This is a genomic window from Streptomyces europaeiscabiei (genome assembly GCF_001550375.1).
Classification (GTDB): Bacteria; Actinomycetota; Actinomycetes; order Streptomycetales; family Streptomycetaceae; genus Streptomyces; species Streptomyces europaeiscabiei.
In genome coordinates this window covers 1-15921 of sequence record NZ_LRTR01000758.1, presented here as the reverse complement: position 1 = coordinate 15921, position 15921 = coordinate 1, and the positions used below count along the sequence as shown (strand labels likewise).

Sequence of the window (15921 nt, the reverse complement as noted above, 5' to 3'; positions counted from 1 at the left end):
TTCGGTCGGGGCGCGTATGGGCTGGTCCCAGGGCCGCGGCCCCGATGCGGAGGCGTGTCAGTGGCTGCTCAGGTACCGGCCGTACGACAGTGCCGTCGTGGGGGACGGGAGGCCGAGGTTCTTCGGGGTGAGGGCGCGCGAGTTCGTCACGGAGGTCTTCGGGAAGACCCAGACGCCGCCGGACTTCGCGTTCTCGCCCGGGGCGCCGACGGCCGTGTCCGGGGTGCCGTCCCGGTCGTAGTCGCCGGTGGCGACGGCCGTGCCGAAGGCGTCGTTCGTCTCCGCCACGCCGGGGACGCGGGGGCGGTCCTGGTGGTACTGGACGGAGGTCGCCTCGCCGAACTTGTCGACGATGCCGTCGGCGTGGCCCAGCAGCAGGGTGGCCGCGCCGGCCGCCTTGCGGGTGCCGATGGCCTCGCCGGGGGCGCCCGCGACCAGGTCGTCGCGGCCGTCGCGGTTCCAGTCCAGTACGGCGAGGGAGGCGCCGAAGCGGTCGCCGTCCTCGGCGACGCCGTAGACGCCGACGGTGTCCTGGTTGAGGGTCTGGGAGCGGTAGCCGAAGGAGCCGTTCTTGTCGCCGTACTCGATGTGGATGCCGCCGCCCTTGGCGTACGACTCCGGGCCGCACGGGTCGTCGATGTTCTCGTCGGCTATCTCGCGGCACTCGCCGAGGGCCAGGTCGTCCAGGCCGTCGCCGTCGAAGTCGCCGACGGCGAGCGCGGAGGCGGCGCCGTTGTCGGAGTTCCAGGTGTTGACCATGTGCCGCTCGGCCTCGTCCCACGACCACAGCCGGACGTGCGACTGGGTGTAGGGGGCGTTGATCGTGTGGTAGGCGACGGCCAGGTCGGCTGTGCCGTCGGCGGTGAAGTCGCCGGTGGCGAGGACGGGGGCGCGGCCGCCCATGGGGGTGGCCAGGACGGTGGTGGTGACGACGTCCTCGCCGTTGTCGACGACGGCGCGCAGGACGACCTTGTCGCGGCCGCCGACCACCAGGTCCCTCTGGTTGTCGCCGGTGAGGTCGGCCGCGGCCACCGACAGGCCGTACGCCGACTTCGCCGACGGACCGGTGAGGGCCGTGGACCCCGGGCCCGTGCCGTGCCTGGCGCCGCCGACGACGGTGACCGCGCCGGCGTCCGCGCCCCGCCCGTCGACGTCCTCACCGGGTGCGCCGATGATCAGCTCCGCGTCGCCGTCGCCGTTCAGGTCCTCCAGCACGACGGACGCGCCGAAGCGGTCGCCCTTCTCGGGGGCGCCGGGGACCTCGGCGGTGGCCTGGCTGACCCGCATGCTTCCGTCCCTGCCCAGGCCCTTCGCACCGCCCCAGACGAGGTTCACATAGCCGGCTTTCGCCTTGCCGTTCACGGTCGCGTCCGGGACGCCGACGGCGAGGTCCGCGTAGCCGTCACCGTTGAAGTCGCTGGTCACGGCGGTGGGCTGCGGGGCGGGCTCGGTGCGCGGGGTGGCGACCGCGGCCGGGGCGAGGGTCAGGGCGAGAGCCGCCGTGGTGGCGGTGGCGGTCGCCACGGTGGCGGCGGCCAGGGCGTACGTCCGTCTGCGCGTCCGTCTGTGCGTCTGTCCGTGCACGGGAGGGCTCCAGGTGGGTGGCCGGATGTCGGGGGTGTGGCTGGTTCACCTGTGTGACACCTGGAAGCCGTATGGGGTTGTGCGGGCGAGAACGAAAGAGTCTCGCCTCGGGGGGCTACGACCAGAACGCGTTCTCCTTGTCCATGTCCTCCTGGCACTCGTCGATGTCCGTGATCTTGTCTCCGACGATCCGGAAGACGAGGCAGCCGTTCTGCTCGATCCGCTTGTCGCCCCGCTCGGCCGTGTAGCGGTGCACGGAGACGGCGTGGCCGCGGCCGTCCACGCAGACATGGCTCAGGTCGACGCGGAACGTTCCGGCGGTCTCCTCGAAGAGCCGCTGATACAGGCCGATCATCGAGTCCTGGCCCTTGTAGTCGCCCGAGAGGAGGTGGCTGCCGGGGACGTGGTGGGTGCAGTCCGAGGCCATCAGGCCGCGGAGGGTGTCCATGTCGCCTCGGGTGAAGGCGTCGTAGCCCTTGCGGACGAGGGTTGCGTTCGGGTGTTCGGCCATGATGATCGCCGGCTTTCCGCTCTCCGTGAGGTTTGTGACCGTACGGGGTAATTATCCCCGTGGGTGCGGGTCTCCGCGACCGTGTCACGGTCCTCGACGCGGGGCTCCGGCCGGCAGCGGACTCTCGGTTCGTCCCTCACCAGTCCCGGGTGCTGATCAGCGTTTCCACGTCCGCGTCCGTGAACCCGTAGACGGAGGCGACGAACCAGAAGTCCTCGGCGATCTCCTCCCGCGCGACCGTCTCTATGTCACTCCCGGCAGCCTCGAACTCCGCCTGCAGCACGTTGAATTCCTCCGTGGCGGCCTGGGTCAGCGCGTACAGCGACGTCAGGTCCGCCGGTTGATCGGCTTCGATGCGGTCGCACAGCCGCAGCAGGATCGCCCTGCCCTGGTCGACGACATGATCGGGGTAGTACGCGTCCGCGTAGAGCTGCCGCAGGAACGCGCGCCCTGCCACCTGCTGGTTTGTGATCGCCATGGCGTTTCCATCCCCCTCGAAGGTCCGATGCGCCGATCATGCACCACGCCACTGACATCGGGGCGGGACGGCCCGGGCGCCCGGGTGGGCGTCGAGCAGGTGCGGGCCTCGGCCGGAGGTGGCGGTGGGGGTGGTGATCGTCGGGGGGTGTGAGGTCCGTGTCCCAGCCGCCGACGCGGGTGGAGGGGCCGGACTGTCTGAGTTTCAGGGCCGCCGGGCCGTTGGTGTGGCGGAGGGAAGTCCTCTTTTCTCCGCGGACGAAGGCGCTCCCGACCGCCTTGGGATCGCCGCCGCCCCGGAAGGGGTGCACCTCCGCGAAAGCGGAGAGCCCGGCCAGGTGGTCGTCCACACAACCCCCGCCGGGCTCGCCGCCCTCATACGCCCTCATACGCGCGCTACGCGCCCCGCGTTACTGAAGCATCCCCCGGACCGCGTCGCCGTCCACCGCCATCGAGTCGGCGGTCGTGACGCCCTTCGACGAACCTCGCAGGACCATCGAACCGTTCTCCCCCAGCACGTACAGGTCGGCCTTGCCGTCGCGGTTGGTGTCGCGGAGGCGGATCGTGTGGCCGAAGTAGTCGCCGGCCGCCAAGTCGCCCGGCATGCCTGCGGTGTTGCGGGTGAGGAACTGGGATCCCTTGGCCGTCAGGCCCGACTTGCTGCCGTAGAGGACGTGGATCGCGCCCGCCTCGCCCTTGCCGTTCAGGCTCTCGCCCGGCGCGGCCACCGCGAGGTCACGGTAGCCGTCTCCGTTGATGTCGCCGGAGGTCACCACGTCGCCGAAGGCGTCGTACGACTCCGGGGTGTCGGCGATACCGGACGTGGACTGGGTGAAGCGGGCCGACTTCGACGGGCCCGAGGACGCGCCGTACCAGACCGTCACGCGACCCTTGGTCTTGTCGTAGACCGGTGTGCCGATGGCGATGTCGCCGTAGCCGTCCTTGTCGAAGTCGTCGATGACGCCGTCGCCGCCGCGTTCGGCCTGGCCGCCGTTGGACTTGATGGATTCGAGGCGGAGGGTCTTGCCGGGGTAGAGCTTGGTCTTGCCGCCGGAGATGAACCAGGCGTCGGAGGCGAGGGTGGTGTCGGTGACGACGTCGCCGATGATGACGAGGTCGGTCCTGCCGTCCTTGTTGACCTTGCCGGAGATCAGCGCGGTGGAGTAGAAGCCCGCACCGTCCTTGTCCAGGACCGTGACCGAGCCCTTCACCCCCGACTTGGCGATCGCGCCCCGGTAGACGTACGTCTTTCCGTCGCGGACGAGGGCCAGGTCCTGGCTGCCGTCGCCGTTGAAGTCGCCGGTGGCGAAGTCGCGGGCCTCGCCGGAGACACCCTTCGGGCCCTTGAACGGGACGGTCGTGCCGCCGGACAGGCCCTTCTTGCCGCCCCAGAGGATGGTGACCGTGCCGTTGTCCTTGTACTTGCCGACGTTCTCGCCGTTGGCGGAGACCGCGAGGTCGCCGTAGCCGTCCTTGTTGAAGTCGGCCGCCGTGCGGACCTCGCCGAAGTAGTCGTCCGTCTCGTCGGCCCCGGGCACGCCCGCGCTCGCCTGGTCGATGAACTGGGTCTTCTTGCCCGGGCCGTTCGCGTGGCCGAACGTGACGAGGACGCCGCCGCCCTTGCTGAAGCGGGTCTCGGTGCCGTACGAGAAGACCGCGTTGTCGCGGTAGCCGTCGCCGTTGAAGTCGTCCGCGTACTTGGCGGCCGCGGCGGCGGCCGGGCCGATGGAGAGGGAGAAGGCGAGGGGGGTCACGGTCGCCGCCACGAGCGTCGCGGCCATCGTGGCGCTACGGAATCGCATGTATGTCCTTCGCAGTGAGGGGAGAGGAGGGGAGGGGAGTGGGCGCGGCTACTGGGCGAGATGCGCGCCGAAGCTGTTCGCGGTCCCCTTGAGTCCGACGTTCGCCGCCGTGATGCTCTTCGCGCCCTTCGTGGTCAGGCCGGAGGCCGTGCCCTTGAGGACGAGAAGGGCGCCCTTGGCGTTCTCGCCGGGGGCCGTCGTGACCAGTTCGGCCTTGCCGTTCTTGTCGAGGTCGATCAGACGGACGGCGCTGCCGAAGCCGTCCTGGGTCTCGGCGGTGCCGGGGACGCCCGCGGTGTCCTGGCTGTAGGTCGCGGCGCCCTTGGTGGTCAGACCGGCGGCCGAGCCGTACAGGACGGTGACCGTGCCGACCCACCGCTTGCCGTTCAGGCCCTCGTACTGAGCGCCGACCGCGAGGTCTGCGTACTTGTCGCCGTTGATGTCGCCGAGGGAGAGCGAGCCGCCGAAGAAGTCGGCCTCCTCGCCCGTACCCGGGACGCCGGGGGTGTCCTGGTTGATGACCGTCGGGGTCTGGGTGAGGTCGGGGCCGCCCTTGCCGCCGTACCAGATCTCCACCTGGCCGCCCAGGTGGCCGGCGCCGTCCTGGTTCGCCGGGTCCCCGGGGTCGGCGAGGACGAGGTCGCCGTAGCCGTCGCCGTTGATGTCGCCGATGGTGACGCGGCTGTTGCCCTCGGCCTTCGGCATGTCGACCACGACGGTCTTCTTGCCGTTGTACGTGTGGTACCTGACCTGGCCGCCGGGGTGGGAGGTCGTCGCGTACGGGTAGACGCGCTCGGCGGCCTTGTCCCCGGTGAGGTCGCCCGCGCCGACGTCGCGCGTGGCGCCGACGGTGCCGACGTAGCTCGCGCTCGCCGCGTTGCCGGTGGTCTTCTTGAACGGACCGTTGTAGATCCGGGTCTGCCACTCGCCGGTGACCGTGAGGTCGGGCGAGCCGTCGCCGTTGAAGTCGGCCGCCGCGAGGCCGTGGCTGTAAGCGTGCTCGGCGGCGATATCGGACGGCTGTGGCAGGGCGGTGCCGCCGGACAGGCCCTTCTTGCCGCCCCACAGGATGGTGACCTGGCCCACGTACGAATCGACGCCGACGCCCTCGCCGGTCGCACCGACGGCGAGGTCCGCGTAGCCGTCCTTGTTGAAGTCGGCGGAGGCGAGGCTGGCGCCGAAATTGTCCTGCCTTTCGGCCGAACCGGCGACTCCGGTGGTGTTCTGCGTGATCACGCTCCGGTTGGCGGCCGAGGCACCCGACTTCGAGCCGTAGAACACGACCACCGCGCCGGCCGACGACGCGCCGCCGACATCGGTGCCCGGCGCGCCCACCGCGAGGTCGCGGTAGCCGTCACCGTTGTAGTCGTCCGCGTACTTGGCGACCGCCGCGCCGGCGGGCGTGGAAAGGGCGAGCGGCGTCAGACCGGAGGCGAGGAGGCCTGCGGCCAGGAGGAAGGAACGAGTGCGCAAGGAGAACTCCAGGAGAGAGGAGGGCGCGCGCCGAGCGGACCGGCCCCACTGCCGTCGTAAGGGTGTGCGAGCAGAAGACCCGTGAAGGGGCAGGAGGGTTGCACGGGAGGGCGGTGAACTTCGGGGCGCGGGGCGCGGGGCGCGGGGCGCGGGGACGGCGGGTGGTGGCGGGTGGGGCGTTCGCCGTCGTACCCGCCCCGCCTCCGCCCCGCCCCCGTCAGCCGCGTCAGCCGTTGCCCGTCCCCGTCCCCGTCCTCGTGTCCGTCAGCCCCCGAGTACGTCCCCGAAGTACGCGTCGCCCGAAGGCCCGCCCAGGGTCTTGCCGTTGAAGGACTTCGCGCCGGTGCCCGTGATGCCGGAGGAGCCGGACTTCAGCAGCCAGACGGCACCGTCGCTGGAGTTCTCGGCGTAGGCGCCCGCGACCAGTTCCGCGAAACCGTCGAGGTTGCTGTCGGTGAGACGGACCGCCGCTCCGAAGAAGTCGTACGACTCCGCCGTGTCGGGGACTCCCGAGGTGTTCTGGGAGAAGGACTTGGCGCCGCTGCCGGTGAGGCCGGACTTCGAACCCCGCAGGACGACGACGGCACCGGCGTTCTTCGCCGAGCCCACGCTCTTCTGGGGGACGCCGACCGCGATGTCGGTGTACCCGTCGCGGTTGACGTCCCCCGCGGACAGGCTCCAGCCGAACCTGTCGTTCCTCGTCGCGGAGCCGGGCACGCCCGCGGTGTCCTGGTTGATACGGACCGGGGTACGGGTGCTGAGGCCCGTGGCGCTGCCGTACGTGACCGTGATCGCGCCGCCGGGGCCGCCGTTCGGCTCGTCGGTCGACTTCTCCATGAAGTTGCCGGTGACGATGTCGCCCCGGCCGTCCTTGTTCACGTCGGCGATGACGGCGTCGTAGCCGCCGGCGACCTTGCCGCCCGCCTTGAGGCCGGAGGCGGAGCCCTTGTAGAGGACGCTGCGGGTGCGGTAGCCGTTCTTGATCTCCTGCTGGCCCATGACCAGGAGGTCCGTCGTACCGTCGCCGGTGACGTCTCCCGCGACGATCTTGTCGGTGTTGATGCCGGTCTGCCCGTACGTGTCGATGCCGACGAGTCCCGTGGCCTTGCCGGTGCGGGAGATCGGGCCCTTGAAGACGTTCAGCTCGGGGAACGCGAGGTTGGCGGCGGCCAGGTCGGTGTCGCCGTCTCCGTCGAAGTCCCCGGTGGCCACGGACCAGCCCAGCTCGTTGCGGTTCTCGGGGAGGGGCGAGGTGATGTCGGTCGCCGTCTTGAGACCGCTCGCGCCGCCCCACAGGACGGTGAGGGCGCCCGAGTCGCCGGACGAGCCGAGCGTGCGGGCGTGCGCGCCCACGATCAGGTCCGTGTAGCCGTCGTCGTCGAGGTCGCCCGTGGTCAGGCGGTCGCCGAAGTAGCCGGACGACTGCGGGGCGCCGGGCACGCCGGTCGTGGCCTGGCTGATGATCTGGCGCTTGGCCGTGTCGATGCCCTTCGCGGTGCCGTAGACGACCGCGACGTAACCGGCGCCCTTCTTGCCGGAGACCTTGGCGATGGACGCGGAGATCGCGAGGTCGCGGTAGCCGTCGCCGTTGAAGTCGCCGGACAGGCCGGAGGGGGCTGCCGAGGCGGTGCCCGGGAGCGCGGTGAGGAGGCCGGTGATGAGGCCGGCGGCCAGGAGGAAGGAGCGAGTACGCAAGGGGACTCCAGGAGGGAGGAGGGCGCGCGCCGAGCGCGGCGGGCCCCACTGCCGTCGTAGGGGTGTACGAAGTCGTCGTAAGGGTGTGCGGGCAGGAGAACGGTGGAGGGGCGGGAGGGTTGCCCGGGAGTTCGGTGAACGCTCGGGGTCGCGGCCCGCACCTCGTGTGGGAAGGTCCGCTCCTCGTGTGTGAGGGGCCCGCACCTTGTCGGATGCGGGCCCCCTTCACAGGCCGTGCATGTCAGCCGGTGCTCAGTTGGCCGCGTTCGCGCCGAAGACCGGCTGGCCGGAGGTGGAGACGCCGACCGCGGACGGGGCGATGGAGCGGGCGCCGGTCGTGGTGATCTTCGTGCCGTTGGAGGGCAGGTAGAGCAACGAGCCGTTGTAGTCGTTCTCGCCGTACGAGCCGACCGTCAGGTCCGCCCGGCCGTCACCGGTGACGTCGGTGAGCTTGACCTCGCCGCCGAGCAGGTCGTCCTTCTCGTCCGAGCCGGGGACGCCGGCCGTGGACTGGGCGAAGTACTGGAGGCCGGAGGTGGTGTTCACGCCGGACGCCGAGCCGTACAGGACGGTCACCGCGCCGGTGTTGACGACACCGCCGAGGTTCTCGCCGGGCGAGCCGACGACCAGGTCGGCCTTGCCGTCACCGTTGATGTCGCCGAGCGACAGCTCACTGCCGAAGAAGTCGCCGCGCTCGGACGAGCCGGGCACGTTGCCGCTGTTCTGCGTCACCGCGACCGTGGTGGTCGGGCCGTCGGCGGAGCCGTAGATGATGTGGACCTTGCCGCCGGTGGACGAGCCGGGCACGCTGGGCTCGCTGCCGTCCTTGGACGGGTCCCAGTCCTGACCGGTGACCACGTCGCCGAAGCCGTCGCCGTTGACGTCGCCGATGCCGGTGATGACACCGCGCCTCAGCTCCCGGTCACCGCCGTCCGCGCCCAGGCCGCCGGCCGCGCCCGGCACGTACCAGTTGGTGTTGTAGCCCCAGTCGCCGTCGGTCTCGTAGCCGTCGACCACCAGGTCGGTCCGCTTGTCGCCGTTGGTGTCGCCGGCGGTGAGCATGACCGCGCCCGTGCCCTTGCCGGAGCGGATGTCCATCTTGATGCCGTACTGGTCGCCGAGCGACCCGGACTTGGTGATGCCGTCGCCGACGATGTACACGAGGTTCGACGTGTTGCCGATCGCCAGGTCCTCGGTGCCGTCCCCGTCGAAGTCGCCCGAGGCGAGCGACTTGCCCCACTGGTCGTGGGACGAGGGCGCCAGGTCCTTGATGGTGGTCGCACCGGAGAGGCCCTTGGCCGAGCCCCACACGACGAGGACGGTGCCGCCGTCGGTGTCACCGGACACGTCCTCGTCCGGCGCGGACACGGCGAGGTCGTCGAAACCGTCGCCGTTGTAGTCGCCGTACGCGGTGGACCAGCCGAACCAGTCGTCGGCCTCGGCGTCGCCGGGCACGCCGGTCGTGTTCTGGCTGATGGTCGTGCGCTTCGTCGAGGTCACACCGCTCGCGGAGCCGTACAGGGCGACGACCTGCCCGGCGGCCTTCTTGCCGCCGACGGTGGCCCCGCCCGCCGAGTACGCGACGTCGCCGAAGCCGTCGCCGTTGAAGTCGGCCACCGGGTGGTGGACCGAGTCGGCCGCCGTCGCCGTCGCGGCCGAGAAGGTGAGCAGACCGCTGGTCAGCGCGGCCGCGGAGGCCGTCGCGAGAGCGAGTCGCAGGTGCTTGCGCATGCGGGAATCTCCTGCCGCATGCGGGACGCCTGGCAGACGTCCCGCAGTCAAATGGGGTGCCCTTCTGTCCGTGTTCGCCCGGAGTTCGCCTGGGCTTCACAGGAAAGTTGGCGAACAAGAGACCGGTGGGGTGGCGGGAGGGTTGTACGGGAGTTCGAGAAATTTTTGGGCCCAGCGGGATTAGTAGGCCCAGCGGGGCCAGTAGAGCCAGCGGGGCCAGTGGGACCAAGGCCTGTTGGGACCCGGAGGGAGGGACCGGTGGGGCACCGGCGGCAGCCTCTGGCCCGCACGCCCCACCGCCCGCGCCCCTCACTCGCGGAGGGCGCCCCCGTACTGACCGGGGACCCGGGTCAGTTGGCCGCCTCGCCGCCGAAGTTCGGTGAGGCGTGTGTCGACACGCCCACGGAGGACGGGGCGAGGGAGCGCGTGCCGGTCGCCGTGATCTTCGTGCCGTCGGACGGCAGGTAGACCACCGAGCCGTTGCCGCCGTTCTCGCCGGCCCTGCCGACCGTCAGGTCCGCCCTGCCGTCGCCCGTGACGTCGGTGAGTTTCACCTCGGAGCCGAAGTGGTCGTAGATCTCGTTCGTGCCGGGGACACCGGCCGTGGCCTGGGTGAAGTACTGGAGGCCGGAGTCCGTGTTCAGGCCGGAGGACGAGCCGTGGAGGACCGTCACGGCGCCCGCGTCGACGACACCCTTCAGGTCCTCGTCGGACGTGGCGACCACCAGGTCCTGGAAGCCGTCGCCGTTGATGTCTCCGAGCGACAGTTCGAAGCCGAAGCTGTCGCCGGCCTCGGAGGCGCCGGGTACCTTGCCGGTGTTCTGGGTCAGCGCGGTGGCCGTGGCGGTGGCCGGGCCGTCGGCCGAGCCGTAGGTGATGTTGGCTTTGCCGCCGGTGACGGAGCCGGGTGCGGACAGCACGTCGGGGTCGTCGGTCGGGTCCCACTCCTGGCCGGTCACGATGTCGCCGAAACCGTCGCCGTTGATGTCGCCGATGGCGCTGACGATGCCGGGCTTCAGCTTCCGGGCGGCGGCGACGGACAGACCGGAGGCCGTGCCGGGCACGTAGTAGTTGACGTTCCAGCGCCACTCGCCGCCGGTCTCGATGCCGTTGACGATCAGGTCGGTCCGCTGGTCGCCGTTGACGTCGCCCGCGGTGAGGTTGAGCGCGCCCGTGAATTCATCGGACCTGATGGGCGCCTTGACGGTGTAACGGCCGCCGGCCTTGCCCGACTTGCCGATGCCGCCACGGAACACGTGGACCGTGCTCGACGCGGTGCCGACCGCGAGGTCCTCCGTGCCGTCGCCGTCGAAGTCGCCCGCGGCCAGCGACTTGCCCCAGCCGCCGTGGCGGGAGGGCGCCGGGTCCGCCAGCGTCGTACCGCCGGACAGGCCGCTCGACGAACCCCACACGATCACGACCGTGCCGGTGTCCCTGTCGCCGCCGGTGTCCTCCAGGGACGCGGACACGGCGAGGTCGTCGAAGCCGTCGCCGTCGAAGTCGCCGTACGCGCTGACCTCGCCGAAGCTGTCGCCCTGCTCGGCGCTGTCGGGGATGCCGGGCGTGTTCTGGCTGATCGTGGTGCGGTTCGTGGACGTGACGCCGCTCGCCGAGCCGTACAGGGCGACGATCTGGCCGGCGTACGTCCTGCCGTCCACGGTGGCGACGGCGGCCGAGTACGCGACATCGCCGTACCCGTCGTCGTTGAAGTCGGCCACGGGGTGGTGGACCGGGTCGGCCGCCGTCGCCGTCGCCGTCGCCGTCGTGAACGTGAGCAGACCGCCCGTCAGCGCGGCGGCGGACGCCGTGGCGAGGGCGAGTCGCAGGTGCTTGTGCATGCGGGGATCTCCTGCTGCATGCGGGGACGCCGGGAAGCGGACGTCCACAGTCGATGGGGTGCCCGTTCCGCCCCCATGCGCCTGGAGTTCTACAGGAGTTGGGGAGGGCTTCGGCAAACAGGAGACCGCTGAGGGGGTGGCCGGGTTGTACGTGAGTCCGGGGAGGTTCCTGGGGCATCGGGCGGGCCGGGGCGTCCGAACGTTCCGCTGTGGTCGTGCGTCTGCGGTGCGAGGCAACGACAGACAGTCAACGACAGACAGTCAACGACAGACAGTCAACGACAGACAGTCAACGACAGACATGCCGTCGAACCGGTAGGAGACATGATGCTGAGCATTACCCGTGTACGGATCGCCCTGACCGCCCTGGCGATGACCCCCCTGGCCGTCGGCTGCGCTGCACTGGAGACAGGCGGGACGAGTTCGGCGTCGTGCGTGTTCGCCGTGGACTACGACGACCGGGTGTACATCGATGCGGGCAAGGTCGACCACACCCTCGGCGCCGAGGTGGGCACCGCACGGGACTCGGTCTGCGACGACACGGGCGGTGACGAGGAGGACCAGGTGGCGGTCGAGGATCTGACCGCCTACACGGCGTACGCCATCAAGGGCATCGACACCGAGGACGCGATCGCGGTCCGCGAGTCACCGGGGGACGAAGTGCGCGTTCTGATCCACATGACCGAGGACGGAGGCGTGAACGAGGCGGCCGAGCGCCTCTTCGGGAGCGACGAGCAGGGCGGTGAGGACGATGCCGGCGGTCCTGACAGTGGCGACAGCGACAGCGGCAGCGGGGAGAGTCCGGAGAAGTGCGCGCTCGTCGTGGAGTACGGAAAGGACAGCTACAGCAACCACGGCGACGCGCGGATCGAGCTGGGCGCCAAGGCGGGGAAGGCCCGTGCCGTGCCCTGCGGCGACACGCCCGGCGAGGTCGACCCCTCGGCCGAGCCGGCGGCGTTCCAGGCGTACGAGGTCAAGGGGCTGGACCCGGCCGACGCCATAGCCATCCGTTTCTCGGCGGACGAGGAGCCCTTCCTCATGGTGCGCATGGACGACGACCTGCCGCCGGAGGTCGAGGAACTGCTCCCGGCCGAAGAGCGGTGAACTGACGCACGGTGAACCTGACGCACGGTGAGCCTCATGCACGGTGAGCCTCATGCACGGTGAGTCGATGAAGCGGTGACACGACGACGCCCCCGGTCCGAGCGGCGGAGACCGGGGGCGACGTACTGGTGGTACCGACTGCCGTGGTACCGACTGCCGTTGTGGGAGGGCTACTTCACCGGCTGCGGCTCCGGCTCGGATTCCGCCTCCGCCGTGCCCGCCGGGGGCTCGTCGTCGTCCGGGACGGGCGTCTTCACGGACTCCAGCAGGAGCTGGGCGACGTCGACGACCGTGATGGACTCCTTGGCCTTGCCCTCGTTCTTCTTGCCGTTGACCGAGTCGGTCAGCATGACGAGGCAGAACGGGCAGGCGGTGGAGACGATGTCCGGGTTGAGGGAGAGGGCCTCGTCGACGCGCTCGTTGTTGATGCGCTTGCCGATCCGCTCCTCCATCCACATCCGCGCGCCACCGGCGCCACAGCAGAAGCCTCGCTCCTTGTGGCGGTGCATCTCCTGCTGACGCAGGCCCGGGACGGCGGACATGATCTCGCGCGGGGGCGTGTAGATCTTGTTGTGCCGGCCCAGGTAGCAGGGGTCGTGGTAGGTGATGAGGCCCTCGACCGGGGTCACCGGGATCAGCTTGCCCTCGTCGATGAGGTGCTGGAGCAGCTGGGTGTGGTGGATGACCTCGTAGTCGCCGCCGAGCTGCGGGTACTCGTTGCCGAGCGTGTTGAGGCAGTGCGGGCAGGTGGCGACGATCTTCTTGGCCGACTTGGGCTTCTTCGTCGACTCGTCCTCGTCGTCCTCGCCGAACGCCATGTTCAGCGCGGCGACGTTCTCCATGCCGAGCTCCTGGAACAGGGGCTCGTTGCCGAGGCGGCGGGCGGAGTCACCGGTGCACTTCTCGTCGCCGCCCATGATGGCGAACTTGACGCCCGCCATGTGGAGCAGCTCCGCGAAGGCCTTGGTGGTCTTCTTGGCCCGGTCCTCCAGCGCGCCGGCGCAGCCGACCCAGTACAGGTACTCGACCTCGGAGAGGTCCTCGATGTCCTTGCCGACGACCGGGACCTCGAACTCGACCTCCTTGAGCCACTCCAGGCGCTGCTTCTTCGCCAGGCCCCAGGGGTTGCCCTTCTTCTCCAGGTTCTTGAGCATCGTGCCCGCCTCGGACGGGAACGCGGACTCGATCATCACCTGGTAGCGGCGCATGTCGACGATGTGGTCGACGTGCTCGATGTCGACCGGGCACTGCTCGACGCAGGCACCGCAGGTCGTGCAGGACCACAGGACGTCGGGGTCGATGACGCCGTTCTCCTCGACGGTCCCGATCAGCGGCCGCTCGGCCTCGGCGAGGGCGGCTGCGGGCACGGAGGCGAGCTGCTCGGCGGAGGCCTTCTCCTCGCCCTCCGCGTTCTTGCCGCCACCGGCGAGCAGGTAGGGGGCCTTGGCGTGCGCGTGGTCCCGCAGCGACATGATCAGCAGCTTGGGGGACAGCGGCTTGCCGGTGTTCCAGGCCGGGCACTGCGACTGACAGCGACCGCACTCGGTACAGGTGGAGAAGTCGAGGATGCCCTTCCAGGAGAACTGCTCGACCTGGGAGACACCGAAGACGTCGTCGTCACCGGGGTCGGTGAAGTCGATCGGCTTGCCGCCGGAGGTCATGGGCTGGAGACCGCCGAGGGCCGTGGCGCCGTCCGCGTTCCGCTTGAACCAGATGTTCGGAAAGCCGAGGAAGCGGTGCCAGGCGACACCCATGTTGGTGTTCAGCGAGACCGTGATCATCCAGATCAGCGAGACGCCGATCTTGATCATCGCGGTGAAGTACACCAGGTTCTGGAGGGTGGAGGGGTCCAGGTCCTTGAAGGCGAGGACCAGCGGGTACGAGGCGAAGTACCCGGCCTCGTAGTGGTCCACGTGGTGGATGGCGCCCTCAAGGCCGCGCAGCGTGTAGATCGCGAGGCCGATGGTGAGGATGACGTACTCGACGAAGTACGCCTGCCAGGCCTTGGAGCCCGCGAAACGCGACTTGCGGCCGGCCCGGGAGGGCAGGTTGAGCAGCCGGATGGCGATCAGCACCAGGATGCCGAGGATCGTCATCACACCGATGAACTCGATGTACATCTCGAACGGCAGGAAGCCGCCGATCACCGGCAGCGTCCAGTCCGCCTGGAACAGCTGGCCGTACGCCTGGGCGAGGGTCGGCGGCAGCGTCAGGAAGCCGATCGCGACGAACCAGTGGGCGAAGCCGACGATCCCCCACCGGTTCATCCGGGTGTGGCCGAGGAACTCCTTGGCCAGGGTGATCGAGCGCGCCTTCGGGTCGTCGGTGCGGCTGCCCGCCGGTACCGGCTGACCGAGCTTCACGAACCGGTAGATCTGCGCCACGGCTCGGGCGATGAGCGCAACGCCGACCACGGTCAGGACCAGCGACACGATGATCGCGGCGAGTTGCATTGGGGGCTCCTCGGGCCTGCGAGGGTCTTTCTCCGGGTGCCTGCCGGGCCCCTCGGAGAGATCATTACTAAGCGGTAACTTATGCAGTCCGTCTGAGACTACCCAGTTCTCCTGCCGCACTGTAGCCAGGGGGGCGGTGATCTGCGTCGCTGAGGGTTGCCTGAGTGCGGCCCTGTCGAACCGGGGTCGATGTCGACGCGATCGTGCTGTTTCAAAATGATCGTGTTATTCATCAGAAATTGTGACATTCACGCCTAACTTGGATCCGTGCTGTACGGAATCCTTGCCGCTGCCTCCGCCCTGTTGCTGACCGCCCTGCTCTCGGCGGCCGTTCGCGTGCCCGCGCTGCGGCTGGGGATCGTGGAGCGGCGGCGGGGGCGGCGGGTGCCGTTGCTCGGTGGCGTCGCCGTGATGGCCGGGGTGGGGGCCGTGGCGTGGGTGGGGGAGAGGAGCGGGGTTGCTCCGTTGGGGGGCGAGGCGGGGTGGCTGATCGTCGTGGGGGCCGGGCTGGGGGTGCTCGGGCTGGTCGGTGATGTCTGGCGGCTTCCCGCGGTGGTGGGTGCGGCGGGGGTGGTCGTCGCCGCCGCGCTGGTCGTGCCGTACCGCGACCTGGGCGTGCTGGGCGGGGTGTCGGGGGTCGTCTGGATCGTCCTCGTGGTGCACGGGTTCAAGGGGATGACGCGTTCCGACGGGGCCCTCGGGGTGGTCGGGGCGATCACCGCGTTCGCGTTGAGCGGGTGTGCGGCGGCCGAGGTCATGGACGGTCTGGCGACACTGTTCAGTGTGCTGGCGGCCGCGCTCACCGGGTTCCTGATGCACAACTGGCCGCCCGCGCGGGTCGTGCTCGGCACCTGCGGGGCCCTCTTCGTGGGCTTCGTGCTCGCGGGGGGCGTGCTGCATGTGTACGTCGTCGGATACGGGTCCGGGTACGGGGTCGGCATCGGGGCGCCCTTCGCCCTCACGGCCGTGGCGACCGCCGATGTCCTCCTCGTCCTCGTGTCGCGGAAGCGGGCGGGGCGGGAGCTGTGGCGGGGTGGGCCCGACCATCTGGCGCACCGGTTGCGGCGGATCGGTCTCACGCCGCCGGGGGTGGTGGTCGTGCTGGGGATCGCCGCGGCGGGCTCCGCCGGAGTCGGGTTCGCCATCCACATGCTGTGGACGGAACCGCGCTCCGCGCTGTGGGTCGCGGGGGCGGCCGGGGTGGTCGTGCTCGGGATGCTCTTCGTGCCGGTCGGCGGCGCCCGCCCCGCCCC

11 protein-coding genes are annotated in these 15921 nt (G+C 70.2%); 2 read left to right on the top strand and 9 right to left on the bottom strand.

What is annotated here, in order from left to right:
* Positions 1–57: 57 nt before the first annotated feature.
* The 8 genes from AWZ10_RS37055 to AWZ10_RS37020 form a co-directional block, all read right to left on the bottom strand.
* Positions 58–1584, bottom strand: coding sequence for an FG-GAP-like repeat-containing protein (locus AWZ10_RS37055; protein ID WP_060893214.1), 1527 nt, complete (start codon positions 1582–1584; stop codon positions 58–60).
* Positions 1585–1699: 115 nt separating this feature from the next.
* Complete coding sequence (locus AWZ10_RS37050) at positions 1700–2095, bottom strand: nuclear transport factor 2 family protein (protein WP_046708081.1); 396 nt, start codon at positions 2093–2095, stop codon at positions 1700–1702.
* Between the two features lie 136 nt (positions 2096–2231).
* Positions 2232–2573 carry a DUF5713 family protein gene (locus AWZ10_RS37045; RefSeq protein ID WP_046708082.1) on the bottom strand — a complete coding sequence of 114 codons (342 nt, stop codon included), beginning with the start codon at positions 2571–2573 and terminating at the stop codon, positions 2232–2234.
* Between the two features lie 409 nt (positions 2574–2982).
* Positions 2983–4374 (bottom strand): VCBS repeat-containing protein, encoded by a 1392-nt coding sequence (locus tag AWZ10_RS37040; protein ID WP_046709845.1) that lies wholly within the window; start codon positions 4372–4374, stop codon positions 2983–2985.
* Between the two features lie 48 nt (positions 4375–4422).
* Positions 4423–5847 (bottom strand): FG-GAP-like repeat-containing protein, encoded by a 1425-nt coding sequence (locus AWZ10_RS37035; RefSeq protein WP_060893213.1) that lies wholly within the window; start codon positions 5845–5847, stop codon positions 4423–4425.
* Positions 5848–6111: 264 nt separating this feature from the next.
* Positions 6112–7542, bottom strand: a complete 1431-nt coding sequence (locus tag AWZ10_RS37030) for an FG-GAP repeat protein (RefSeq protein ID WP_060893212.1) — start codon at positions 7540–7542, stop codon at positions 6112–6114.
* A 252-nt stretch (positions 7543–7794) separates the two neighbouring features.
* Complete coding sequence (locus AWZ10_RS37025; protein WP_046706612.1) at positions 7795–9273, bottom strand: FG-GAP-like repeat-containing protein; 1479 nt, start codon at positions 9271–9273, stop codon at positions 7795–7797.
* A 350-nt stretch (positions 9274–9623) separates the two neighbouring features.
* A complete protein-coding gene (locus AWZ10_RS37020) occupies positions 9624–11111 on the bottom strand; it encodes an FG-GAP and VCBS repeat-containing protein (protein ID WP_060893211.1) in 1488 nt (495 codons plus the stop codon).
* A gap of 324 nt (positions 11112–11435) precedes the next feature.
* Between AWZ10_RS37020 and AWZ10_RS37015 the strand changes: the two genes are divergently transcribed.
* Positions 11436–12215, top strand: coding sequence for a DUF6281 family protein (locus tag AWZ10_RS37015; RefSeq protein WP_060893210.1), 780 nt, complete (start codon positions 11436–11438; stop codon positions 12213–12215).
* A 170-nt stretch (positions 12216–12385) separates the two neighbouring features.
* Here AWZ10_RS37015 and AWZ10_RS37010 read toward each other — a convergent pair whose 3' ends face one another.
* Positions 12386–14668 (bottom strand): (Fe-S)-binding protein, encoded by a 2283-nt coding sequence (locus tag AWZ10_RS37010; protein WP_060893209.1) that lies wholly within the window; start codon positions 14666–14668, stop codon positions 12386–12388.
* 267 nt (positions 14669–14935) lie between these two features.
* Here AWZ10_RS37010 and AWZ10_RS37005 point away from each other — a divergent pair.
* The coding region (locus AWZ10_RS37005) for an MraY family glycosyltransferase (RefSeq protein WP_060893208.1) at positions 14936–15921 on the top strand (986 nt) is incomplete at its 3' end.